The 22,940-nt window shown below is 72.7% G+C and carries 26 protein-coding genes; 14 read left to right on the top strand and 12 right to left on the bottom strand.

Annotated features, from left to right (window positions below; all coding sequences use genetic code 11):
- Nucleotides 1-51: 51 nt before the first annotated feature.
- Both ABGB18_RS03865 and ABGB18_RS03860 read right to left on the bottom strand, forming a co-directional pair.
- Nucleotides 52-735, bottom strand: coding sequence for a hypothetical protein (locus ABGB18_RS03865; RefSeq protein WP_347693905.1), 684 nt, complete (start codon nucleotides 733-735; stop codon nucleotides 52-54).
- A 2-nt stretch (nucleotides 736-737) separates the two neighbouring features.
- On the bottom strand, nucleotides 738-1,286 hold the full coding sequence (locus ABGB18_RS03860; protein ID WP_347693904.1) for an RNA polymerase sigma factor: 549 nt from the start codon (nucleotides 1,284-1,286) through the stop codon (nucleotides 738-740).
- Nucleotides 1,287-1,376: 90 nt separating this feature from the next.
- Between ABGB18_RS03860 and ABGB18_RS03855 the strand changes: the two genes are divergently transcribed.
- A complete protein-coding gene (locus ABGB18_RS03855) occupies nucleotides 1,377-1,601 on the top strand; it encodes a type II toxin-antitoxin system VapB family antitoxin (RefSeq protein ID WP_347693903.1) in 225 nt (74 codons plus the stop codon).
- Nucleotides 1,598-1,999 (top strand): PIN domain nuclease, encoded by a 402-nt coding sequence (locus ABGB18_RS03850; RefSeq protein ID WP_347693902.1) that lies wholly within the window; start codon nucleotides 1,598-1,600, stop codon nucleotides 1,997-1,999. The genes ABGB18_RS03855 and ABGB18_RS03850 overlap by 4 nt, the downstream gene beginning before the upstream one ends.
- A gap of 172 nt (nucleotides 2,000-2,171) precedes the next feature.
- On the opposite strand, the gene ABGB18_RS03845 is transcribed toward ABGB18_RS03850, so the two are convergent.
- The 4 genes from ABGB18_RS03845 to ABGB18_RS03830 are packed head-to-tail and all read right to left on the bottom strand — an operon-like array spanning nucleotide 2,172 to nucleotide 6,264.
- Nucleotides 2,172-2,738, bottom strand: a complete 567-nt coding sequence (locus ABGB18_RS03845; protein ID WP_347693901.1) for a DUF6328 family protein — start codon at nucleotides 2,736-2,738, stop codon at nucleotides 2,172-2,174.
- 45 nt (nucleotides 2,739-2,783) lie between these two features.
- Nucleotides 2,784-4,814, bottom strand: coding sequence for a xanthine dehydrogenase family protein molybdopterin-binding subunit (locus ABGB18_RS03840; RefSeq protein ID WP_347693900.1), 2,031 nt, complete (start codon nucleotides 4,812-4,814; stop codon nucleotides 2,784-2,786).
- A complete protein-coding gene (locus tag ABGB18_RS03835) occupies nucleotides 4,811-5,779 on the bottom strand; it encodes a xanthine dehydrogenase family protein subunit M (RefSeq protein WP_347693899.1) in 969 nt (322 codons plus the stop codon). Before ABGB18_RS03835 ends, ABGB18_RS03840 begins: the two co-directional genes overlap by 4 nt.
- Entirely contained in the window at nucleotides 5,776-6,264 is a 489-nt protein-coding gene (locus tag ABGB18_RS03830) for a 2Fe-2S iron-sulfur cluster-binding protein (protein WP_347693898.1), read from the bottom strand. The genes ABGB18_RS03835 and ABGB18_RS03830 overlap by 4 nt, the downstream gene beginning before the upstream one ends.
- A gap of 125 nt (nucleotides 6,265-6,389) precedes the next feature.
- Here ABGB18_RS03830 and ABGB18_RS03825 point away from each other — a divergent pair, with 125 nt between their 5' ends.
- The 4 genes from ABGB18_RS03825 to ABGB18_RS03810 all read left to right on the top strand — a co-directional run bounded on the left by ABGB18_RS03825 (nucleotide 6,390) and on the right by ABGB18_RS03810 (nucleotide 12,066).
- The gene (locus tag ABGB18_RS03825; protein WP_347693896.1) at nucleotides 6,390-7,535 is read left to right on the top strand and encodes an acetate/propionate family kinase; all 1,146 of its coding nucleotides are present in this window, start codon (nucleotides 6,390-6,392) and stop codon (nucleotides 7,533-7,535) included.
- Complete coding sequence (locus ABGB18_RS03820) at nucleotides 7,532-8,794, top strand: erythromycin esterase family protein (RefSeq protein WP_347693895.1); 1,263 nt, start codon at nucleotides 7,532-7,534, stop codon at nucleotides 8,792-8,794. The genes ABGB18_RS03825 and ABGB18_RS03820 overlap by 4 nt, the downstream gene beginning before the upstream one ends.
- A gap of 34 nt (nucleotides 8,795-8,828) precedes the next feature.
- Nucleotides 8,829-10,982 (top strand): ATP-dependent RecD-like DNA helicase, encoded by a 2,154-nt coding sequence (locus ABGB18_RS03815; protein ID WP_347693894.1) that lies wholly within the window; start codon nucleotides 8,829-8,831, stop codon nucleotides 10,980-10,982.
- Between the two features lie 103 nt (nucleotides 10,983-11,085).
- Nucleotides 11,086-12,066, top strand: coding sequence for a pyridoxal-phosphate dependent enzyme (locus ABGB18_RS03810; RefSeq protein WP_347693893.1), 981 nt, complete (start codon nucleotides 11,086-11,088; stop codon nucleotides 12,064-12,066).
- A gap of 92 nt (nucleotides 12,067-12,158) precedes the next feature.
- Here the strand turns inward: ABGB18_RS03810 and ABGB18_RS03805 are convergent, their stop codons facing one another.
- Nucleotides 12,159-12,392, bottom strand: coding sequence for a hypothetical protein (locus tag ABGB18_RS03805; protein WP_347693892.1), 234 nt, complete (start codon nucleotides 12,390-12,392; stop codon nucleotides 12,159-12,161).
- A gap of 127 nt (nucleotides 12,393-12,519) precedes the next feature.
- On the opposite strand from ABGB18_RS03805, the gene ABGB18_RS03800 reads away from it, so the two are divergent.
- The 3 genes from ABGB18_RS03800 to ABGB18_RS03790 all read left to right on the top strand — a co-directional run bounded on the left by ABGB18_RS03800 (nucleotide 12,520) and on the right by ABGB18_RS03790 (nucleotide 14,312).
- Nucleotides 12,520-13,407, top strand: a complete 888-nt coding sequence (locus tag ABGB18_RS03800; protein WP_347693891.1) for an ADP-ribosylglycohydrolase family protein — start codon at nucleotides 12,520-12,522, stop codon at nucleotides 13,405-13,407.
- 44 nt (nucleotides 13,408-13,451) lie between these two features.
- Nucleotides 13,452-13,994 (top strand): RNA 2'-phosphotransferase, encoded by a 543-nt coding sequence (locus ABGB18_RS03795; protein WP_347693890.1) that lies wholly within the window; start codon nucleotides 13,452-13,454, stop codon nucleotides 13,992-13,994.
- A 69-nt stretch (nucleotides 13,995-14,063) separates the two neighbouring features.
- Nucleotides 14,064-14,312, top strand: a complete 249-nt coding sequence (locus tag ABGB18_RS03790) for a hypothetical protein (RefSeq protein ID WP_347693889.1) — start codon at nucleotides 14,064-14,066, stop codon at nucleotides 14,310-14,312.
- A gap of 32 nt (nucleotides 14,313-14,344) precedes the next feature.
- On the opposite strand, the gene ABGB18_RS03785 is transcribed toward ABGB18_RS03790, so the two are convergent.
- Entirely contained in the window at nucleotides 14,345-14,926 is a 582-nt protein-coding gene (locus ABGB18_RS03785; RefSeq protein ID WP_347693888.1) for an NADAR family protein, read from the bottom strand.
- A 130-nt stretch (nucleotides 14,927-15,056) separates the two neighbouring features.
- Between ABGB18_RS03785 and ABGB18_RS03780 the strand changes: the two genes are divergently transcribed.
- The 5 genes from ABGB18_RS03780 (at nucleotide 15,057) to ABGB18_RS03760 (ending at nucleotide 18,299) form a co-directional block, all read left to right on the top strand.
- The gene (locus ABGB18_RS03780; RefSeq protein ID WP_347693887.1) at nucleotides 15,057-15,281 is read left to right on the top strand and encodes a DUF2945 domain-containing protein; all 225 of its coding nucleotides are present in this window, start codon (nucleotides 15,057-15,059) and stop codon (nucleotides 15,279-15,281) included.
- Complete coding sequence (locus tag ABGB18_RS03775) at nucleotides 15,278-15,604, top strand: DUF3140 domain-containing protein (protein WP_347693886.1); 327 nt, start codon at nucleotides 15,278-15,280, stop codon at nucleotides 15,602-15,604. The genes ABGB18_RS03780 and ABGB18_RS03775 overlap by 4 nt, the downstream gene beginning before the upstream one ends.
- 231 nt (nucleotides 15,605-15,835) lie before the next feature.
- The gene (locus ABGB18_RS03770; RefSeq protein WP_347693885.1) at nucleotides 15,836-17,185 is read left to right on the top strand and encodes a potassium transporter TrkG; all 1,350 of its coding nucleotides are present in this window, start codon (nucleotides 15,836-15,838) and stop codon (nucleotides 17,183-17,185) included.
- Nucleotides 17,178-17,834 (top strand): TrkA family potassium uptake protein, encoded by a 657-nt coding sequence (locus ABGB18_RS03765; RefSeq protein WP_347693884.1) that lies wholly within the window; start codon nucleotides 17,178-17,180, stop codon nucleotides 17,832-17,834. Before ABGB18_RS03770 ends, ABGB18_RS03765 begins: the two co-directional genes overlap by 8 nt.
- 63 nt (nucleotides 17,835-17,897) lie before the next feature.
- Nucleotides 17,898-18,299, top strand: coding sequence for an STAS domain-containing protein (locus tag ABGB18_RS03760; RefSeq protein ID WP_347693883.1), 402 nt, complete (start codon nucleotides 17,898-17,900; stop codon nucleotides 18,297-18,299).
- A 171-nt stretch (nucleotides 18,300-18,470) separates the two neighbouring features.
- Here ABGB18_RS03760 and ABGB18_RS03755 read toward each other — a convergent pair whose 3' ends face one another.
- From ABGB18_RS03755 to ABGB18_RS03740, 4 genes are all read right to left on the bottom strand, one after another.
- Nucleotides 18,471-19,178, bottom strand: coding sequence for a hypothetical protein (locus tag ABGB18_RS03755; protein WP_347693882.1), 708 nt, complete (start codon nucleotides 19,176-19,178; stop codon nucleotides 18,471-18,473).
- 92 nt (nucleotides 19,179-19,270) lie between these two features.
- Complete coding sequence (locus ABGB18_RS03750; RefSeq protein ID WP_347693881.1) at nucleotides 19,271-21,823, bottom strand: CHAT domain-containing protein; 2,553 nt, start codon at nucleotides 21,821-21,823, stop codon at nucleotides 19,271-19,273.
- Nucleotides 21,824-21,839: 16 nt separating this feature from the next.
- Nucleotides 21,840-22,337 (bottom strand): hypothetical protein, encoded by a 498-nt coding sequence (locus tag ABGB18_RS03745; RefSeq protein ID WP_347693880.1) that lies wholly within the window; start codon nucleotides 22,335-22,337, stop codon nucleotides 21,840-21,842.
- The gene (locus tag ABGB18_RS03740; RefSeq protein WP_347693879.1) at nucleotides 22,337-22,924 is read right to left on the bottom strand and encodes a sigma-70 family RNA polymerase sigma factor; all 588 of its coding nucleotides are present in this window, start codon (nucleotides 22,922-22,924) and stop codon (nucleotides 22,337-22,339) included. The genes ABGB18_RS03745 and ABGB18_RS03740 overlap by 1 nt, the downstream gene beginning before the upstream one ends.
- Between the last annotated feature and the right edge of the window lie 16 nt (nucleotides 22,925-22,940).

Below are 22,940 nucleotides of genomic sequence, written 5' to 3'. Positions count from 1 at the left end.
CGAACATACGCGAGCGACCCCGTCCGGCCGGCCGCCGGGCAGGACCGTCCCTCAATTCGCGTCCGCGACGGGCGTGCACGGCCGCACGGGCGCGCCCGCCCGGGCCAGGAAGGCGCCGAGCCTCCAGGGCACGGCCGGGTTCTGATTGTCGCGGAACTCCAGGACGAGCGTCTCGTCCGGCTCGATGTGCTCCGGGTGGATCCCGATCGTCCGGATGGAGAGCGGCCCGGTGGCCTTGGCCGAACGCCAGCCCTCGCGGGCCCGCCTCAGCTCTTCCGGCGAGTCGAAGGGCGGCCCGTCGTAGGCACCGTCCACGCTGGCGAATCGGGGGCCCTCGCACCGCGTGTGCGGCGCCAGGAAGGTCACGTCGGCCTTGACGCCGACCGCGCCCAGATCGGCCTCCAGCCCTTCGGGGTCGCGTAGTTCGTTGATGGTCACGGTGATCGTGCCGTCGGGGTTCTCGCCCACCGCGTACGCGGGCGTCCCGGGTGTGACGACCGCCGACGCGACGCCCGCCGCCGCCACGACACCGGCCGCGACCACCAGCCGGGGCACGGTGACGACGCGCCGACGGGCGGTGCCGGCGCCGGGGCGGGGCACGGTGACGCCATGCCGGCGGGCGGTGCCGGCGTCCGGGCGGGCGCGCATCCCGTCGAGCAGCCGCCGCCTGGCTCCGGCGAGGTCGCCCGGCTCGGCCGGCGGAACGGTATCCCACATGGCCTTCAAGGGGTCCATCGTCATTCTCCTCTTTCCAGCGCTTGACGGATCTGGGCACGGGCCCGGTTGAGCCGCGAGGCGACGGTGCCCGGCGGGATGGCGAGCGCGTCGGCGACCTCCTGGTAGCTGAGCTCGGCCCAGGCGACGAGGAGCAGCACGTCGCGATCGGCCCGTTTGAGCCTCAGCAGTGCCCGCGCCAGCGGCCGGTTGACCGCCAGGGTGTTGAGCCCGTCCTCGACCTGCGGGCCCGGTATCTCCGCCGGGTGCACGCCGCTGCGGAGGTAGGCGCGGTAGAGGGCCGCCTCGGTGCGCCGCCGCTTGCCGATCAGGTTGGAGGCGATGCCGTACAGCCACGGGCGGGCGTCGGGGTGGCCGCCGTCATAGCCGCCCCGTTGCTGGAAGGCGGCCAGGAACGTGTCTGCCACCACGTCCTCGGCCTCGCTCGGGCCCAGCCGCCTGGTCACGTAGCGGTGCAGCAGCGGCGCGTGCCGGTCGAACAGCACGGCGAAGGTCTCGGGCTCGCGCAGCGACCGCTCGATGAGGGTCGCGTCGTCGAGTTCCGCGGGCATCCGACCTGGGAGGTGACCCTGCAATCCGCAGGGCATGGGGCCACAGTCCTTGATATACTTATCTGAGATCGTATATATAGGAGCGACGCCGTGACCAAGACCCTGATCGACCTGGATGACGAGGCTCTGGCCGAGGCCGCGAGGCTGCTCGGCACCTCATCCAAGAAAGACACGGTCAACGCCGCCCTGCGAGAGATCATCGATCGACGTCGGCGGGCTGCGGCCGTCGCCCGCATGCGCGCGATGGTCGCAGCGGGTGAGATCGACTTCTCCGTCATCGACAAGGACAACGCCTCACACCAGGACGTGGTGTGACGGAGCTCTATCTCATCGACACCAGCGCCCTGGTCCGCTTCTACCGTGGTCAGGTCGGCGCGGAATGGGATCAGATCGTCGCTGCCGGACTCGTCGGTATATGCGAGCCCGTCAGGCAGGAGTATCTCCGAGCCGTCGGCGGTCGGCCGGCCTTCTACGAAGCCGGGAATCTCCTCCAGGAAACCTTCCCGTACTACGTGATCCCTGATTCGGCTTGGCACGAGACGGGCGAGTTGCAGCGCGAACTCGCCGACAAAGGGTGGCACCAAAGCGCCTCTCCGGTGGATCTTCTCATGGCGACAACGGCTCGGCATCACAAACTCACCGTGTTGCACGCCGACAGCGACTTCGAGACGATCGCCCGCATGACCGGGCAGCCCGTGCGATGGATCAGCTGATTTGAGTCTCCCGGCCACCAGGCAGCACGTCTCTCGGCCCACGGGCTGATCGACCGCTATTTGATCACGGCCAAGGCCCCGAAGCCGGGCGCCAGGTCCGACAGCACCGTCGCCGGTCCGCGCCAGGGGCTGGCGACGTTCGGGCCGACCCGGGCCGTGCCCGCGTGGCGGCCTACTCGGGGGTGCCGCCCTCACTCGCCGGCGACGGCACGGCGCTCCCGGCCGAGGAATCGGAGGAGTCGGAGGAGTCGGAGGAGCCCGGCGGGTCCGTGGAGTCCGCGGGCGGCTGATCGTCCGAGCGGCTCAGCGCCGCCTGGCCGAACCACGTCCACAGGGCCAGGGCGGCGAGCACGCCCGCGGTGACGACCGCCAGCGTGGCGTGGAACAGGTAGTCGATCACGAGCATGGTCGCCGTCGTCATCGACACGGCCAGGGCGAGCGCGCCGAGGAGGCCGTAGGAGTTGGAGCGGCGCACCAGGGTCTCCTTGCGGCCCTGCCGGAACAGCACGCGGTGCTGCGCGGTCGGCGCGATGTAGCAGATCGACGCGATCGCGGCGCTGACCAGCGCCACGTAGAACAGCCACCGGTCCGTCAGGTCCAGGCGGGAGAAGCCCGGGGAGAACGGCACGGTCAGCAGGAACGCGAACAGCACCTGCACCCCGGTGACCGCCACCCTGGCGCCCTGCAGCAACTCCACGAAGTTGCGGTCCGCCCGCTGGCCGTCCGACTCGTTTCTCAATGTCGCCTCCCTGCCGAGAGACTCCCCCTTCCTCCCCAAGGGTGGCTAAAACCTCGGCATGAGGATCTTGGCCGGGGTGATGGGGAGGTCGCGCACCCGGTGGCCGGTGGCGTGGAACACGGCGTTGCCGATGGCGGCGGCCGTGCCGACGATGCCGATCTCGCCGATGCCCTTGCTGCCCATCGGGTTGAGGCCCTCGTCCTCCTCCTCCAGCCAGACGGCCTCGATGCCGGGCACGTCGGCGTTGGCGGGGATGTGGTACTGGGCCAGGTCGCGCCGGAGGAAGCCGCCGAACTCCTCGTCGGTGTAGGTCTCCTCCATCAGCGCCATCCCCAGCCCCATCGTCATGCCGCCGATGAACTGCGACCTGGCGAGCGTGGCGTCCATGATGTGCCCGGCGGCGAACACCCCGAGCAGGCGGGACACCCGCACCTCGCCGGTGACGGCGTTGACCCGGGCCTCGGCGAACTGGGCACCGAAGGCGTGCCGGGCCATCTCGGCGTCCCGCGCGATCTCCTCCGCGGTGTCGGCGTGACCCTCCTTGCCGTCGCGCTGGAAGTCCTCGCAGGCGCGGAAGACGGCCGAGCCCCACGAGGCGGTGCCCATGGAGCCGCCGGCGAGGAACGCGTCCGGCAGGTCGCTGTCGCCGATCTCGACGTGCACCCGGGCGGGGTCGACGCCGAGCGCCTCCGCCGCGATCTTGGTGAGCACGGTACGCGCGCCGGTGCCGATGTCGGCGGCGGCGATCTGGACCAGGAACTCGCCGTTCTGCGCGGCGACCACGGCCTTGGACGGCATGCGCCTGGCCGGGTAGGTGCAGGCGGCGACCCCGGTGCCGATCAGCCATTCCCCGTCGCGCCGGACGCCCGGCTCCGGGTCGCGGCGTTCCCAGTCGAAGCGGCGGGCGCCCTCGCGCAGGCAGCCGACCAGGTCGCGGGAGCTGAACGGCAGGCCGCTGTCCGGCTCGGTCTCGGGGTCGTTGAGCACGCGCAGCTCGATCGGGTCGAGGCCGGCGGCGTAGGCCAGCTCGTCCATGGCGGACTCCAGGGCGTACATGCCGGGGCACTCCCCCGGGGCGCGCATCCACGACGGGGTGGCCACGTCCAGCCGGACCAGCCGGTGCGCGGTGTGCAGCGCGGGCGTGCCGTACATGACGCGGGCCGGGACCGCGGTCTGCTCGGCGAACTCCTCCACCGTGGAGCTCTGCTCGTAGGCCACGTGCTCCAGCGCCGTGAGCCGGCCGTCCGCGTCCGCGCCGAGCCGCAGCCGCTGGATGGTGGGCGTGCGGTAGCCGGTGACGTCGTACATCTGGTGCCGGGTCAGCGCGATCTTGACGGGGCGGCCGGTCTCCCTGGCGGCCATGGCGGCCAGCACGGCCTGTGGCCTGGTGGTGCCCTTGCAGCCGAAGCCGCCGCCGACGTGCCGGGCCACCACCCGTACCGCGTCCGGCGGCAGGCCGAACGTCCTGGCGATGATGTCGCGGCCGCTCGAAGCCCCCTGCGAGGTGTCGTACACCATGAGCCTGCCGAGGTCGTCCCAGTAGGCCAGGCTGGCGTGCGGCTCCATCGGGTTGTTGTGCAGGACCGGGGTGGTGTAGGTGACCTCGATGGTGGTCGCGGCGGCGGCCAGCCCGGCTTCGACGTCGCCGTGCCCGGTGTCGGAGGGGAAGCCGGGGTTGACGGTCTTGGGCCGGTAGAGGCCGGGATGCTCCGCGCTGAGGTGCACGTCGTGAGCCTGCGGCTGGTACTCGACGCGCACCGCCGCGGCGGCGGCGCGGGCGTTCTCGTAGGTGTCGGCGACGACGGCGGCGACGATCTGGCCGCGGTAGGCGACCTCGCGGCTCTGGAACAGCGCCAGCTCGCCCTCGGCCTCCGGGGCCAGCTCGGGCGGCCGCTCGCTGGACAGCACGGCCAGCACGCCGGGCATGGCGAGCGCCTCGCGGTCGTCCACGCGGGCGATGCGGCCCTTGGCCACCAGCGACTGCACGGGGTAGGCGTACGTGACGCCCTCGACCGGGTATTCGGCCGCGTACGTGGCCAGCCCCGTGACCTTGACGCGGCCCTCGATGCGGTTCACGAGGCCAGCTCCTCCAGCGTGCGGACGATCAGGTTGCGGGCCAGCGGCACCTTGAAGGCGTTGCGCGGAAGCGGCCGGGCCGCCTCCAGCTCGGCCTCGGCGGCGGCCAGGAACGCCTCGCCGGTCGCCGGCCCGCCGATCAGCGCCTCCTCGGCGCGCTCGGCCCGCCACGGGACGTGCGCCACCCCGCCGAGCGCGATCCGGCAGTCGCCGACGACGCCGTCGCGCAGGTCGAGCACCGCGGCGATGGAGACCAGGGCGAACGCGAACGACGCCCGCTCGCGCACCTTGCGGTAGGCGGACGGCCCCGGCGGCGGCGCGGGCAGCTCCACGGCCGTGATCAGGTCGCCGGGCTCCAGCACCGTGTCGCGCTCGGGCGTGTCGCCGGGCAGGCGGTGCAGGCCGGGCATGGGGATGACGCGGTCGCCGCCGGGGCCCGTCACGTGCACCTCGGCACCCAGCGCGGCCAGCGCGACGGCCATGTCCGAGGGGTGGGTGGCCACGCAGGAATCGGAGGCGCCGAGGATGGCGTGGTTGGCGTGGTCGCCCTCGATCGCCGGGCAGCCGGTGCCGGGCTGCCGCTTGTTGCAGGGCCTGGTCACGTCCTGGAAGTAGCCGCAGCGGGTGCGTTGCAGCAGGTTGCCGCCGATCGTGGCCATGTTCCTGACCTGGCCGGAGGCTCCGGTCAGGACCGCGCGGGCGAGCATCGGGTAGCGGAGGCGGAGCAGCGGGTGGGCCGCCAGGTCGCTGTTGCGCACGGCGGCCCCGATGCGGAGCCGGTCGCCGTCCGGCTCGATCGTGTCCAGCGGGAGGCGGCTGACGTCCACCAGGCGGCCGGGCTCGGCGACGCCCAGGCGCATGAGGTCCACCAGGTTGGTGCCGCCGCCCAGGTACATGGTGCCCGGCGCGAACCGGCGCACCGCGTCCGCGGGGCTGGCCGCGCGGACGTACTCGAACTGCCTCATGGCGTCACCTCGGCGATCGCGCTGACGATGTTGGGGTAGGCGCCGCACCTGCACAGGTTGCCGCTCATCCGCTCCCTGATCTCCGCGGGCGTCAGGTCGGGGTCGGCGCGGAGGTCGTCGGTGACGGCGCTCGGCCCTGGCTCGCCGAGCATCCCGGCCGCCGAGCAGAGCTGTCCCGGCGTGCAGTAACCGCACTGGAAGGCGTCGTGCTCGATGAAGGCGGCCTGCAGCGGGTGCAGCGCGTCACCGTCGGCCAGCCCCTCGACCGTGACGATCTCCGAGCCGTCCATCGCCACCGCCAGCGCCAGGCAGGAGTTGGCCCGCCGCCCGTCGATCAGGACCGTGCAGGCCCCGCACTGCCCGTGGTCGCACCCCTTCTTCGGGCCGATCAGCGCCAGCCGTTCGCGCAGCAGGTCGAGCAGCGACATCCGGGGATCCACGTCGACCGCGCGGGTCGCGCCGTTGACCTGCAAGGTGATGTTCATGGCGCTCGCCTACCCGACCTCCTGACGGAAGAACCCCCGGGTCCGGTAAATCCCGTCGGCTGTTCGTGGCCATAAGTCCGTTTTGCGAAGCCGGTGAGGGGTAGCCAGGGCGGCGGAGGAGGGGCATGAGCCGAGCGATGGACGAGCAGACGACGGAGTCGGCGGCGATCCTCACGGTCAACGCCGGGTCGTCCAGCCTGCGTCTCGACGTCGTGCAGGGCGGCTGCGTCCTGGACAGCGTCCGCGCCCAGCGCGCCATGGATCCGGGGGCGGCCGGGGAGGAGCTGTCGGCGTTCCTCGGCGGCCATTTCGACCGGGACATCAGGGCGGTGGCGCACCGGATCGTGCACGGCGGCGACGTCGTTCGCGGGCCGGCCGTGGCCGATGACGAGACCGCCGCGGCGCTGGACGGCATCACCGATCTCGCGCCGCTGCACCTGCCACCGGCGCTGGCGCTGCTGGCGGCGGCCCGCGAGCAGTTGCCCGCCGTGCCGCACGTGCTCTGCCCCGACACGGCCTTCCACACCGGCCTGCCGGACGCGGCGGCCGTCTACGCCCTGCCGCAGGAGTGGCGCGACCGGTACGGCCTGCGCCGCTACGGCTTCCACGGCCTGTCCTACGCCTGGGCCGTAGACCGGGTGGCCGAGCTGCTCGGCCGGCCGGTCGCCGAGCTGGACCTGGTGCTGGCGCATCTGGGCGGCGGCTGCTCGGTGTGCGCGGTGTCGGGCGGGCGCAGCCTGGACACGTCGATGGGGTTCACGCCGCTGGACGGGCTGCCCATGAGCAGGCGCTCGGGCAGCGTGGATCCGGGAATGCTGCTGTGGCTGCTGTCCCGGGGCCGCCTGTCGGCCGAGGAACTGGGCGAGGGGCTGACACAGCGGTCGGGGCTGCTCGGCCTGTCGGGCGGCCGCTCGGGCGACACGCGCGACCTGGTCGCGGCCGAACGGGACGGGGACACGGCCGCCGCGCTGGCGCTGGCGGTGTTCGCCCACCGGGTGAGCCGTGAGATCGCCGCCGCGGCCACCTCGCTGGCCCGGGTTGACGCGCTGGTGTTCACCGGGGAGATCGGCTGGGACCAGCCCGAGGTGCGCGAGGCCGTCTGCCGCCGCCTCGGGCTGCTCGGCCTCCGGCCTCCGGCGCACGGCAACCGGGCCGACGACGGCCTTGTCAGCGCGTACGACGCCGCCGTCCCCGTGCTGGTTATCCAGGTACGGGAGGAGCTCCAACTCGCCCGCGAATGCCTGCGGATGCTCGCGGAGGAGGACGAATGACCGAGCTCGACGTCCGGCGGTCCGCCCTGCCGCTCGCCGGGGTGAAGGACCTCGACCCGCTGCTCGAACGCATCGGGGACGCCACGTTCGTACTGATCGGCGAGGCCAGCCACGGCACTCACGACTTCTACGCCTGGCGGGCGGAGCTGACCCGCCGGCTGATCGCCGAGAGGGGGTTCGGGTTCGTGGGGGTCGAGGGCGACTGGCCCGACTGCGAGCGTGTGCACCGGGCCGTCACCTCCGACGTGGACCCCTTCGAGGCGATCTACGGCTTCCGCCGCTGGCCGACGTTCATGTGGGCGAACGAGGAGGTCGTCGAGTTCTGCCGCTGGCTGCGCCGCTGGAACGCCGAACGCCCGCCGGACAAGCGCTGCGGCTTCCACGGCCTGGACGTCTACAGCCTGTGGGACTCCCTGCGCGCCGTGCGCCGCTACGCCGCCGTCAACCTGCCGGACGAGCTGGAGGCGGTGATGAAGGCCCTGTACTGCTTCGAGGCCTACGGCCACGACCCGCAGCAGTACGGCCTGGCCACCCGGATCGTCCCGGAGGCCTGCGAGGACGAGGTGGTGAACCTGCTCTCCGCCATCGCCGGCACGGCGCCCGCCGACGAGGGCGGCTTCGGTGTGCGCCAGAACGCGGAGGTCGTGGCCGGGGCCGAGCGCTACTACCGGGCCCTGGTCGGCGGCGGCCCGCAGTCGTGGAACGTCAGGGACGTCCACATGACCGACACCATGGACCGGCTGGCCGACTTCCACGGCGCCAAGGGCGTGGTGTGGGCGCACAACACGCACGTCGGGGACGCCCGCGCCACCGACATGGCCGCCGCGGGCATGACCACCCTCGGGCAGCTCGCCCGCGAGCGGCACGGCCAGGACGCCGTGCTGGTGGGGTTCGCCTCCTACCGGGGCAGCGTGGTGGCGGCCGAGCGGTGGGGCGCGCAGCATCACGTCATGCGAGTCCCGCCGGCCCGCCCGGCCTCGCTGGAGTCACTGCTGCACGAGGCGCTGCCCGGCCGCACGTCGCTGTTCCTGGTCCCGCCGCCCGGCCTGCGGCCCGACTGGTACGACGAGCCGCTCGGGCACCGCGCGATCGGCGTGGTCTACCGTCCCGAGCTCGACCGCTCGGCCAACTACGTGCCCACCCTCGCCGGCCGCCGCTACGACGCGCTCATCTGGGTGGACGAGTCCAGGGCCCTGCATCCGCTGCACGGCGAGCCCTGGGACGACGCCGAACCGGAAACCTACCCGACCGCGATGTGACCGTTTGTCGGTGGCGAGTGGTTGGATCTCTGCTGTGGAGGCGTCGGTCGAGCAGCTCGTCTACGTCCGGGAGGACGAATACACCGTCGCGCGCATGAGCGCCGACGGGATGGCCGATTTCGTGGCCACCGGGCGCGCTCTGGCAGGGGTGCAGCCGGGCGAGACGTTGCGGCTGTTCGGCGAGTGGAGCAGGCACCCGCGGCACGGCAGGCGGTTCGCGGCGACCGGGTGCGATCGGGTGACGCCGTCGTCGGTGCGGGCGATCCGGATCTACCTGGGGTCGGGGCTGGTCAGGGGGATCGGGCCGCGGCTGGCGTACGCGATCGTCGACCACTTCGGGGAGGCCACCCTCAAGGTGATCGACGCCGAGCCGCAGCGGCTCACCGAGGTCGTCAACATCGGGCCGCTGCGGCAGGCGCAGATCGTACAGGCGTGGCAGGAGCAGAAGGCGATCGCCGCGCTGATGGTGACGCTGCAGGGGCTCGGGGTCAGCCCGCTGCTGGCGGCGAAGATCTACCAGGTGTTCGGGCAGGACGCCGACGAGGTGCTGGCCACCGACCCCTACCGGCTGATCGGGCGGGTCAGGGGGATCGCCTTCCGCATCGCCGACCGGATCGCGCTGCAGGCCGGGGTGCCCGAGCGCAGCCCCGAGCGGGTCAAGGCGGCGCTGCTCGACCGGCTGGAGGCGGCGGGCAGCCGCGACGGCCACTGCTTCCTGCCGGTGACCACCCTGGTCAGGGAGGCGGCCGAGCTGATCGAGCAGGAGCAGGATCTGGTCCGGCCGATGGTCGACGCGCTCGTCGCCGACCGCCGCGTGGTCCTGGAGACCGCCCCTTCCGGGCATCCGGCCGCGTCCGGGCAGGCCGAGCAGATCGTGGTCTTCGCCAAGCACGTGCACAGCCGGGAGGTGGCGCTCACCGCCGAGCTGACCAGGCTGGCGGGGGCCCGCTCGACGCTGCCGCTGCGGGCCTTCCGCGACGACCCCACGCTCCACGACGACCAGCGCGCGGCCGTCAACATGGCGCTTACCAGCACCGTCTCCATCCTCACCGGCGGGCCCGGGGTCGGCAAGAGCCACACGGTGAAGGCCATCGCGGCCACCGTCAGGGCCGCCGGCGGCACCGTCACGCTGGCCGCGCCCACCGGTAAGGCGGCCAAGCGGCTGTCCGAGCTGACCGGCCTGCCCGCGATGACCGTGCACCGCATGCTCGCCCAGCGGCCCGACCCCGACCCCGAGACGCTCTTCGACGAGCGGCCCTCGCAGGCCGACCTGATCGTGGTGGACGAGGCGTCCATGCTCGACCTGCACCTGGCCACCCGGCTCGCCGCGGCCGTGCCGTCGGGCAGCCACCTGCTGCTCATCGGCGACAGCGACCAGCTCCCGAGCATCGGGCCCGGCGACGTGCTGGCCGACCTGCTGCGGGTCACCACGATCCCGCGGGTCCAGCTCACCCACGTCTTCCGGCAGGCGGGTGGCAGCGGCATCGTGGAGGCCGCCCACCGCATCCGCAACGGCCGCATGCCGGTGACGCCGGGGCGGGGCGGGTTCTGGTTCGAGGAGCTCGACGACCCCGAGCAGGTGGCCAGGCGGGTGGCCCACCTGGCGATGGTGGCGATCCCACGCAAGCAGAACGTCGAGCCCGACCAGGTGCAGGTGTTGTGCCCGATGCGCAAGGGAGACACGGGCGCCACCGCGCTCGGACGGCTGATCCAGGACCGGCTCAACCCGGCCGCCGACGACAAGCCCGAGCACTGGTCGGGGGCGTCGGTGTTCCGGGTGGGCGACCGGGTGATGCCGATCCGCAACAACTACGACAAGGGGGTCTTCAACGGGGAGACGGGCACGGTGACGGGGGTCGACCGGACGGAGCGGACGATCGAGATCCGCACCGACGACGGGGAGAGCGTGACCTACGGGTTCGACGAGCTCGACGACCTGACGCACGCCTACGCGATCAGCGTGCACCGGTCGCAGGGCAGCGAATACCCGTTCGTGGTCGCGCCGATCGTGGCCGAGTCCGGCGGGATCATGCTGCGCCGCAAGCTGCTCTACACGCTGGTGACCCGGGCCAAGGCGTGGGTGGTCCTGGTGGGGCAGCGCGAGGCGCTGGAGCTGGCGGTGCACCGGCTGGGCCACCGCCGCAACACCGGCCTCGCCCGCCGCCTGTCCCTCAGCCTGGACTTCTGACCGGTCGGCCTCCTGGAGATGGCCGAGGAGGCGGCGGTACCGGCACAGGTCGCCGGTCGTGCGCCCCGATGGAACAGCGCCGGCGACGCTACGCTGCTGTGTCATGCAGGAGACGCGTCTCGACACCGCTCGGATCCGGGCGGCTCGCCAGGTGATCGATCCGATCTTCCTCGACACCCCGCTGTACCGCTGCGAGGCGCTGGAGCCCGACCTCGGGTGCACGGTGAGCATCAAGCTCGAAACGGCGAACCCGGTACGCAGCTTCAAGGGCCGCGGCACCGAGTTGGTCGCGAGCCTGCTCGCCGGCAATGGCTCGCGAGCCGTCGTGTGCGCCAGCGCGGGCAACCTCGGCCAGGCCCTCGCCTGGTCCGGTCGCCGAAGGGGGCTCGACGTCACCGTCGTGGCATCCCGCTTCGCGCCCGCGGCCAAACTTGATCGCATGCGCGCGCTGGGCGCCAGGTTGGAGCTGGTGGACGGCGACTTCGACACGGCCCGTGAGCGGGCGGCGGACATCGCGCGGCACGACGGCATCCGGCTGGTCGAAGACAGCCTGGACATCGAGACCTGTGAGGGCGCGGCGACCATCGGCCTGGAGCTGGTGGCCACCGCGCCGCCGTTCGACGCCGTCCTGATCGCTCTGGGCGGCGGGGCCCTGGCCACCGGCGTGGGTCATGTGGTGAAGGCCCTGGCGCCCGGCGTCGAGGTGATCTGCGTCCAGCCGCTGGGCGCACCGGCGATGACACGTTCGTGGCGCCAGCGGCGGGTCGTCACCACCGACTCAACCGACACCATCGCCGACGGCGTCGCCGGCCGATGTCCCATCCCGGCCGTCCTGGACGACCTCCTCGTGGTCGCCGACGACGCCGTCCTGGTCCAGGAGTCGTCGATCATCACCGGTATGCGGATGCTCCTCGACCACGCCGGCCTCGTCGTCGAACCGTCGGCCGCGCTCGGCATCGCGGCGATCCTCGAAGACCGTGACCGCTTCGCCGGCCGGCACGTCGTCACCATCGTGTGCGGCAGCAACGTCAACCTGGACGCCTACCACCGCTGGATCGGTGCGGCCCCCGGCCACGAATCCTGACAACTGCCAGCCGGAGATGGCGGCCCTGGGCCGTGTCCGGGTCAGGCGGCGCCCGCCGGCGACACCCTCGAACGCCCGCCCGCGTCCCTCCCCTACACCGCGCGGCACCACCGGTCCCGAGCGGGCCCGGCTCGAAAGCGGCCCAACAGCCCGCTACCAGCAGACCGTCCCTGAGCCGGCCGGCCTCCGAACAGCCCTTTGAGCACCTGGACGACCTTCCGAGGGTCGTGCCCGAACGTCTGCGTGATCGGCCCCTCATCCATCTTCTGCCGCACCTGGTCGCGGATCCTGGTGACGTCCGGCACGAAGTCGTCGGCCTCGGTCACGTGTCCCTCCCTTTCCCCCGGAGAGGAGTTCTCCCTGGTCAAAGGTAACTTTGGGCCGGCTTCCAGCCGGGCTGCGACACCCTGGGCAGGCGTCGCGGCCGGTGAACGCATGCCATGATGATCGGAGATGCCAACGATTTCCTTGATCCGGAGCACTGCCTCCCTCCACGGACTTCTCGTGGGCGACGCGCTCGGTTCCCAGTTCTTCGTCCCCGGCAACCGCCAGGCCCTCACCGGCCGTACGCTGCCACCCGGGCCGTGGCAGTGGACCGACGACACCGAGATGGCCTGCTCGGTCCACCGCGTCCTGGCCGCCCACGGCCAGATCGACCAGGACCGGCTGGCCGAGAGCTTCGCCGTCCACCACGACTTCGACCGGGGTTACGGCCCGGCGACCAATCGCATGCTCCGCCTCGTACGGGAGGGCGGGGACTGGCGGGCGCTGGCCTCGGAGCTGTTCGACGGCAGGGGCTCGTGGGGCAACGGCGCCGCCATGCGGGTGGCGCCGCTGGGCGCGTGGTTCGCCGACGACCTGCCCATGGCGGCGGCGCAGGCGCGCCTGTCGGCCGAGGTCACGCACACGCATCCGGAGGCCGTGGCGGGAGCGGTCGCGGTGGCGGTGGCCGCCGCCGTCCGCGCGGCCCAGGACCGGCTGACTCCCGGCAGGTTCGTCGACCAGATCCTCGAACACACCCCGCCCGGCATGGTCCGAGACGGCATCGCCCAGGCCCGGCGGCTGCTGACCATCGGCGACCCCGTGCTCGCCGCGCACGCCCTCGGCAACGGCCGCGCGGTCTCGGCGCAGGACACCGTGCCGTTCACCGTCTGGGCCGCCGCCCGCCACCTCGACGACTACGCCGCCGCCCTGTGGAGCACGGCCACGGCGGGCGGGGACATCGACACGACGTGCGCGATCGTGGGCGGGATCCTCGGCACCAGGACGGCGCCGCCGGCACAGTGGCTGCGACTGTGCGAGCCACCGCCCGGCTGGGCCGAGGTGCAACCGCCCGCCTGATATCGGCTGGAAACGGGCTCGGCGGGTGCGGGAGCATGGCGGCGATGGACGAACGCCGGATGATCCGAATCTCGAAATACCTCGCCCGCCACCTGCGGCACGACCCGCAGCGCATCGGGATCACGCTCGACGCCAACGGCTGGGTGCCGGTGGACGTGCTGCTGCGGGCCGCCGCCACACACGGCTTCCCGATCACGCCCGCCGAGTTGTGGCAGGTCGTGGAAGGCAACGACAAGCGGCGCTACGTGCTGGAGGACGGGCGGATCCGGGCCAGCCAGGGACATTCGGTACCGGTGGAGCTCGGCCTGCCCACGGTCGAGCCGCCCGAGGTGCTCTACCACGGCACCGTGGGGCGGTTCCTGGCGGCGATCAGGCGGGAGGGGCTGCGGCGGATGTCCCGGCAGCACGTCCACCTGTCCCCGGACCGCGAGACGGCGACCCGGGTGGGGGCACGCCGGGGCGTACCCGTGATCTTGACGGTCGGGGCGGCGGCGATGCACCGCGACGGACGCCCGTTCTGGCTCAGCGCCAACGGCGTCTGGCTGACCGATCACGTCCCGCCCGCCTTCCTGCGCTTCCCTGACTGAGGCCGCTCTCCTTCCGAGAGCGGTCCCGATCCACGCCATCGACGAACGCCTCGGCCTCGCCTGCTGTTCATGGACATGCGAGCCGAGCGGACCAACTCCGGCCGGCCGGATCCTGGAGGTCTCACCGGGCCCGAGCTGGGCGGCGGCGAGCTGCTGGAGCAGCTCGCGCACCTGCGCGAGGCCGGTCCGCACAACCTGGCGCGCGTGGTGGCCGAGGCCGCGCCGCGCGACGACGACGCCGAGTTCGAGCAGGGCCTGGCCGCCTTGCTCGACGGGCACGGAAGGTCGCTTCGCCACGCCGGTGAAGCGCGGCGGTGAGGCGAGCGCGCGGCCCTCGGCGTACGGAGACGCTACTGTGACGTCTCCTGGGCGGCGAGCGCGCCGCGGGCGGCCATCAGGGCGAAGCCGAGCAGGTTGAGGCCGCGCCAGGTGGCGGGTGAGGCGGCCCGTTCGTCGTCGGCGGCCAGGCCGATGCCCCACACCCTGTCCAGCGGGCTGGCCTCCACCAGCACCCGGTTCGAGGTGCCCAGCAGGAACGCGGCGAGGTCGGCATGCTGCCCGAACTTGGCGAGGCTCCCCCGTACCACGATGCCGAAGCGGCGCGCGTTCCACACCGCCTCGTCGAAGTCCCGTACGGTGCGGCCGAGCTTCTTGGCCTCGCCCGGGTGCCCGGCCGCGAGGATCTTGCCCGCGCTCTCCTCATCCCCGAACAGCCACGCCTTGTGCGCCATCATGTAGTGCTCTGCCGAGGCGAACGTGTGCCCGTCCGCGTCGAACGTCACCGGCCACCACTGGCTGAGGCAGCCCGGCCCGGCACCGCCGTCACGCGCAGGCCGATGCCCCCAGAAATACAGATATTTCAGCTTTTGTCCTGCTTGTTCCGCCGCGATGGCCTCGTCAACCGTCCCAGGCAGGGGGAGTTCGTCGGACATGTCCCTATGGTGCCCCAACGGGGGTTCACGCCGACGCCCGAAACGCGGGGCAGCGCCGACCACCCCAGGGTAAAGAAAACCATTCCTGGCCCGGCGGCTGTGCGGGAGGCCGGCGGGTAGCCCGGGTCACATGGGCAGGAAGAAGAAGGAGCCGTCCGCGGGCGACGAGGTGAGCTGGCGGACCCACGGCTCGACCGCGAAGGGCAAGGTGGAGAAGAAGATCACCAAGCGGCAGCAGGAGGCCGGCCGCACCGTGGCCGCCGCCCCCGAGGACCCCCAGTACGTCGTACGCAGCGAGAAGAGCGGCCGCAAGGCCGTGCACAAGCCGTCGGCGCTGCGCAGGGAGCGCGAATGAGCGACGACCGGCAGAAGGTCGCGGCCGAGTTCGGCGAGGCCGTGAACATGAGCGCCAAGGAGCTGGAACGCTGGCTCGCCAGCGACGAGTCCAGGGACGCCGGCCAGCGGGACGGGGGCGAATCGGTCGGGCACGAGTCCGGCAGGAAGATCGTCAAGCTGCTCCAGATGCGCAAGTCGGACTGGACCGACCAGGACTACGCGCACATGAGGAAGGTGGTCGGCTACATCCGGCGGCATCTCGCCCAGCGCCCCTCCGGTGACGTCACGGAGACCCGGTGGCGTTACTCGCTGATGAACTGGGGCCACGACCCGCTCAAATAGCCCGCTCACACCACAGGGAACCCGACGTCATGCGGACGCCCGGGGCCGAACGCGCGCAGGCCAGGCGTCAAGAACGCGTGGTTTTCACGTCAAGGCGGCGTTGATGCGCTGGCACGCCCCGAGGCTGTTACGGTAGTTCGCGGTGCGCCGGGAAGTCTGGTCGGCAGAGTTGCCGGCTGCTGTCCCCCCGGAGGCGTTCTCGATGCGTGAGCAGAGTGGCGGAGCCCGTTGATGAGCGTGCTGCCCCCGTTCTTAGCCAGGTTCCGGCATCCCGCTCAGGTCGTGGCCGTCGGGTTCGGCCTGGCCATCGCGATCGGCACCGGCCTGTTGTCTCTCCCGATCGCGACCGCGGCCGGGGAGCCCGCGGACTGGGTGGTCGCCCTGTTCACCGCGACCTCGGCCGTCTCCGTGACCGGGCTGGTGGTGGTGGACACCGAGTCGCACTGGTCGGGGTTCGGCGAGGTGGTGCTGGCCGGGCTGGTCCAGATGGGCGGCCTGGGGATCATGACGATGGCCACCCTGTTCACCCTGCTGATCTCGGGCCGCCTTGGCCTGCGGGCCAGGATCGCGGCCCAGGCCGAGACCAAGACGCTGAGCATGAGCGACGTGCGCCGGGTCGTGACCAGGGTGGTGCTGTTCAGCCTGGTGTGCGAGACGATGACCGCCGCCGTGCTCACCGCCCGGTTCGTCATCGGTTATGGCGAGACGTTCGGCCGCGCGGTCTACCTGGGCGCCTTCCACTCGGTCATGGCCTTCAACAACGCCGGGTTCGCGCTGTGGCCCGACAGCCTCATCCGGTTCGTCAGCGACCCGTGGATCTGTCTGACCATCGCGGCCGCGGTCATCGTCGGCGGACTGGGCTTCCCCGTGGTGTTCGAGCTGGCCCGCTCCTGGCGGCACCCGCGCAAGTGGACGGTGCTGACCAGGGTGACCGTGGGCGTGACCGCGACCCTGCTGGTGCTGGGCACACTGGTCTTCCTGATGACGGAGTGGCGCAACCCCCGGACGCTGGGGGCGCTCGACGACTCCGGCAAGCTGCTGGCGGCGTTCTTCACCTCGGTCATGCCGCGCTCGGCCGGGTTCAACTCCCTGGACATCTCCCAGATGTATCCGTCGAGCTGGCTGGCCACCGACCTGCTGATGTTCATCGGCGGCGGCAGCGCGGGCACCGCGGGCGGCCTGAAGGTGACCACGCTCGGGCTGCTGGCCTTCGTCGTGTGGGCCGAGATGCGCGGGGAGAGCCGGGTGAACATCGGTCACCGCAGGCTCCCCGAGGCCACGCAGCGCCAGGCCGTCACGATCACGGTGCTGGGCGTGACGCTGGTGGCCGTGTCCACGTACGTGCTGCTCGCGATCACCCCGCACGGCCTGGACCAGGTGCTGTTCGAGGTGGTGGCGGCGTTCGGCACGGCGGGGCTGTCCACCGGCGTCACCGCGAGCCTGGGCACGGCCGGGCACCTGCTGCTGGCGCTGCTGATGTTCGTCGGCCGGATCGGCCCGCTCACGGTGGGCTCGGCGCTGGCACTGAACAGGCGCACCCGCCATTACGAACTACCCGAGGAGCGAGTGATCGTTGGCTGAGCACAATCCCGTCGTGGTGATCGGCCTGGGCAGGTTCGGCACGTCGCTGGCCCTGGAGCTGATCAGGCGCGGCACCGAGGTGCTGGCCATCGACCACCGGCCCAAGATCACGCAGGCGCTGGCCGGGCAGGTCACCCAGATCGCGACCGCGGACGCCACCGACATGGAGGCGCTGCGCCAGCTCGGCGTGCCCGACTTCTACCGGGCGGTGGTGGCCGTGGGCAGCGACATCGAGGCCAGCATCCTGACCACGTCGCTGCTGGCCGAGCTGGAGATCAACGACATCTGGGCCAAGGCCGTGAGCACCCAGCACGGCCGCATCCTGAGCCGCATCGGCGCGCATCACGTCGTCTTCCCCGAGCACGACATGGGCGAGCGGGTGGCCCACCTGGTGAGCGGGCGGATGCTCGACTACATGCAGGTGGACGCCAACTTCGCGCTGGTCAAGACGACCCCGCCGAAGGAGTACGTGGGCGTCCCGCTCGGCCGCTCCAACCTGCGCCGCAAATACGGTGTCACCATCGTGGCGGTCAAGCCGCCCGGCGAGGAGTTCACTTACGCCACCGCCGACACCGAGCTGTCCTACGGCGACGTGATCATCGTCTCCGGCCGCACCACCGAGGTCGAGCGCTTCGCGGAGCTGCCCTGAGCCGGTGACCGCCGCCCAGGCTGTGACCGCCGTGCACAGGTTCGGGCCGGCTCCCCGTCATGGGTGGCCTCATGCCCGGGCCCGCGGCGCGAGAGCCGGGCCGTCCCGGCCCCGCATGGCCGTCCGGCGCATCAGCGCCTGTCCGGCGCGATGGTGATCTCGGTGAGCGGCGAACTGGACGCCACCAACCGCGCGCAGCTCGAGACCTATCTCCGCGAGGTCCGGCCGAGGCACGGGGCGCGGCTGGTGTTCGACCTGTCGCGAGTGCCGTTCATGGACAGCTCGGGCCTGCATGTGCTGCTGATGTGCGCCACCGACTGTCTCAAGAACGGCGGCACCGTGCACCTGGCGGCCGTGCAGCCGCTGCCGGCCCGCCTGTTCGAGATCACCGGCATCCTGACCCACGTGCCGGTGCACGACACCCTCGAAGAAGCCGTCACCTCCGCCAAGGAACGCTCTATCTAGACCCAGAGCGGCCCGGCCGCCTCTCGCGCCCACGCCCAGGACCGCCCGCAGGCGATCGCCAAGCGCGGCGGGGCCACCCTCGACCACCGCCTCGACGACCTGCTCATCCACTGCGACTCCGGCACCGACGACGACCCTGCCTCATCGGCGTCTGCCTCCGCTGACCAGCCGTCACAGCGCGAGGGCGGGGGCCACCCGGGCGGATCCGATGCCGCGGTCGGCCCGGCCGAGCCGGAAGCGCACCTTGCCCTTGAGCACCGTGCCGGACTCGGCCATGCCGTCGACCAGCCCCTCGCCGGGGAACAACGTGAACGTCCAGCGCTGGTTGGTCTCGCAGTCGGGCAGGTCGGCGCCGCACTGCAGGACCCGCGCCCCCCAGAGCTGACGGATCATCAGCGCCCTGGTGTCGGCCCCGCCGACCGTGAACGCCTCGGCCTGCCCGTTGACCACCTGGTTGTGGCTGCCCAGCGAGGGCCCGTAGGCCCCGGTGACGGTGGCCACCGGGGTCCAGGGCAGTTCGCCGGGCACGCCGAGCACGCCGGCGGCCAGCCGGTCGTCGAACACGTCGGCGGTGGGCGTGCCGAGCTGGTCTCTCCTGGTGCCGGGGGGCACCGGCCGCCGGGTGTCCAGGCAGCGCGGGTCCGGCACCAGGAGGACGCCGTAGATCGTCTCATCGGCGAAGCGCGCCGAGGCGAAGTGCTCGCGCAGGGCGCACACCGCGTGCTCGGCCCGCGCCCAGAGGTCGTCGCCGAAGGTCTGCTCCAGATAGACCCGCGAGATCGCGGGCAACCCCGCGGCCCGCACCGTCCCGGCCACCGACGCGCACCGCGCCCATCCGGACGCGGCCAGTCTCGCGATCTGCTCCTCCTTGAACGACATCCGATCCCCCGCTCGGTCGTCCTCCCCACGACCCTACCGACGGCCACCGACCATAAACGCGCGGGCCACCCGGCCCCGAAGACGACCGGCGATCAGCCCGCGCCGAAGCACACGAACGCGGCCGCGGGCTCATCCGCCGACGCCGCCGCCAGCGCGTCGGCCGGGCGCACGCCCGCGGCGACGTCCCTGTGGTAGGCCATCATGATCCGCCCGGCCGCCTGGTCGGGCACCCGGGTGAGGCTGGAGATGACGGTGGACGTGCCCAGGTAGAGCAGCGCCGCGGTGAAGCCGAGCAGCTCGTCGCCCGCCCGTACCACCGCCTGCCCCACGTCGCACGCCGACAGGACGACGTGCCTCGGCGCCCGGTCGAGGCGCTGCAGGTCGTAGGCCATGAGCGGGCCGTCGGCCAGGTCGAGGCGGGAGAAGAAGACGTTCTCGCGCTCGTGGTGCCCGTGCGTGGCGAAGTGGGCGAAGGACGCGCCATCGAGCGCGTCGAGGGTGGCCGACACGGTGGCCAGCTTGCCCTTGAGCCGCCTCGCCTTGGGGTGCACGGTCCCGAGCTGCTCGATCTCCGCCTCGGCGTGTTCGAGGTCGGGCCCGGCGACCAGCACCGAGGAGCCGGCGTCGGGCTCGTACGAGGAGCGCGTCCGCCGCGCCGACGACCAGGCCAGCGCGGACGGCGCCACCATCACCGGCCGGCCGCGCAGGCCGGGCAGCAGTCCCCACGGCACCGCGGACAGGCCCCTGGTGGGCACGATCACGATCCCGCGCACCCCGGCCAGCTCCGCCCGCAGGGGCGCGATCACCGCGTCGGCGACGATCCCGAGCTGCCGCCGGGCGGAGGCCTCGATCACGGCCCGCATCGCCGGCCGCAGGATGCGCCCGGCCTGCGCGTTGAGGTCGCCGGCCAGCCGCCGCGCGGCCTCGGCCACCGCCTCGTACGCGCTGAGCTGGTGCAGCCGGCACCGCCCGTCGCCGAGCGTCAGAGCCAGCAGCCGGCCTCCCACGGCGAAGAGGCTGACCATGGCGCAGCCGTCGGCCGCCAGATCGGACTCCACGGAGCGGGTGGAGGCCAGGGCGAGGCCGGGCCCGGCGCCGGGGAGCTGCCAGCCGCGTTCCCTGATCACCTGTTCGAGTTCGAGGCAGCGTTTGCGCAGCTCGGGCCGGCGCCGCCCGGCGGCCTCGTCGGCGTGCATGCGCTGGGCGAGCTGGCGCAGCTCGGCCAGCGCCTCGGCGGTCCGCTCGTCCTCGGGGGCGTGCGGCGGCCGGTAGCGGAAGGCCTGCGCGCGGCAGCGCTCCGACCAGGTGAAGACGTGCCGTGCCGAGCCGCCGGCCAGGGCCGTGGTCAGGCCGTGGGCGGCCAGGTCGGCGCCGAGGGCGGTGACGCCGGTCAGCATGTCGAGACTGCCCAGCGTGCCGCGGTGGGAGTGGATGAGCGCCAGGCCCGCGCGTACCCTGCGCAGGGCGGGGCCGCGCCGCCCGTGCGCGCCGGCCAGCTCGGCCGCCGCGAGGTGGCGCATCAGCCGCACGTCGAGGGGCGCGCCGCGGGCGGCGGGGTTCGCGGCCGCGGCGGCGGCCTCGGGCAGGCGGCCGGCGGCGACCAGCGCCCGGATCGAGACCAGCCGGGCCATCTCGGCCTCGCCGGGCATGCCGAGCCCGGCGAACCGGCTGGACAGGTCGGCCGCCCGCCGGGCGACGGAGCCCGGCCTGGCCGTCTCCGCGGACTCGCAGCGCAGGCGCATGAGGACCGCCCGCAGCGCCCAGGCGGTGCTGTCTCGGCGCCAGAAGTGCAGCTCCGCCCGCCGGGCCCAGGTGCGCGCCTCGGCCACGCGGCCGGCGTCCAGGGCGCACTGCGCGCGGGCCAGCTCGGCCTCGGCGTAGTCCTGCATCAGCCGCTGCTTGCGGAAGCCGTCGATGGCCCGGTCGAGGGTGCGCCCGGCCTCGTCGGTCAGCCCCACGGCCAGCAGCGCGCGGGCCCGGTCGAGCGCGAGCACCGGCAGGAAGCCGGGATTGACGTCCCGGTAGAGCGGCTCGACCCGGGCGAACCCGGCCAGAGCCGCCGGCACGTCGCCGAGCAGCAGGTCGCAGTAGCCGTCGTTGTGCAGGGCCTTGGCCGCGAGCACCTCGTGGCCGTGGGCGTGCGCGATCTGCGCGCTCCTGCGGGCGTCGTCCCTGGCCGGCCGGACGCGCCCGGTCATGAGGTGGATGACGGAGCGGTTGAGCAGCACCCTGGCCAGCTCGACCTGGTCGTGGTCGATCAGCATCGGGGCGGCCAGGTCCAGCTCCCGCAGGGCGAGCGCGTTGGAGCCGGTGCGCAGGTGCATCAGGCCGCGCTGGGCGTGCACGATGGCCAGCTCCGCGGGCGGCGCGCAGCGCTGGGCCTGATCCAGCAGGTCCATGCCGAGCCCGGTGCGGCCCTGCTCGGCCTCCGCGTGCGCGAGGCTGGTCAGCAGCCGGGCGAGCAGCCCGTCCTGCCCGGGGGTGGCGGCCCCGGACGTGGCGGCGCCCCAGCCGAGCAGCGCCAGGCCCTGCCGCAACCGGCGGGCGGCCAGCGCCGGACGGCCGTTGTCGGTCGCCTCGACACTGAGCTTGTGCAGGCGCTCCACTCTCTCCCGCAGCGGCGCGACCGGCCCGGTTTCCTGCAATCCCGCCTCGCGGTGGTCAGAGGATGAGTGAGGGCGTCACCGCCAGTATCGTCGCCCGCGCCGGATCATCAAGCCCCTGCCGCACCACGAGTTGCGACAGTCCCCGGGGGACCGCGTCGAGAACGAACCTGCCCTGGTCGTCGGCCCTGACGGTGGTCGTGCCCCCGCTGGTGCGCAGCTCCACCAGGTGGTCGCCGGGCGGGGCCAGCCAGCCGTCCACGCGGACGGCGCCCCCGTCGCGAGCGCTCACGCTGATCATGATGGTGAGGATCTCGCTGTCGAAGGTGATCGTCCGGCTCTCCTCCCCGCCGCGGACGCCGGCCGGGAGCACCGCGTCCTCGTACGGCCGCAGGATCTCGAAGTCCGGCGACTCCAGGGCCAGGGCGAACTGCAGGCGTTCGACCAGAGTGGTGGGGACGGGGTCGACGAGACCGTAGACTTCGGCGATCCCATCGATGAGGACCTGGTCCTCGGGGGTGAAGTGGGGCGAGTTGCTCCCATCTTCCGTGTTCATCAGGAGCTCCAATCCGGGTCCTCCGCGAGCAGGCGGCGTAGCTTCGCGAAGCAACGTCCCCGTGTGGGCCCGATGCTGCCCATCGGCATGCCCAGTGCTGCGGCGACGTCGTCGTAGTGCGGACGAGGCACGAAGGCGACGATCCTGAGCAGCTCGCCACACCGTTTGGGCAGGCTCTCGACCGCGGTCCAGAGGGCGCGGCGGCGCTCGTCGTCCACCAGGAGCTCGTCGGGGGTGAGGACGCCGTCCGGCAGCTCCTCGAACGTGTCGTCACCCGGGAGTTCGTCCCTGCGGGCGGCGGCGCTGACCCGCCAGGCCTCGCGGCGAGTCGTGGTGACGAGCCATTCGATCAGCGCGCCGGGGGCGGCGATGGTGTGCAGGCGGCGCAGCAGGATCAGCCAGGTCGTCTGGATCACGTCCTCGGCCGCCTGGGGGTTCAGGCCCTGGTTCCTGGCGGTGTGCCAGAGCACGGGTGTGAGCTCGGCGACGATCGCGTCCAGGGCCTCCCGCTTGCCCTGGCGCGCCTCGACGAGCAGGGCGGCGAGCCGGTCGCGGCGCTGGCCGCGACCGGTTGGCGCGTTGTCCACCGCTGGATCACCGGCC

Origin of the sequence: Nonomuraea sp. B12E4, from assembly GCF_039871825.1 — a bacterium.
Classification (GTDB): domain Bacteria; phylum Actinomycetota; class Actinomycetes; order Streptosporangiales; family Streptosporangiaceae; genus Nonomuraea.
The sequence above is the reverse complement of the archived record's forward strand: the minus strand, read 5'-3'. Positions and strand labels throughout refer to the sequence as shown.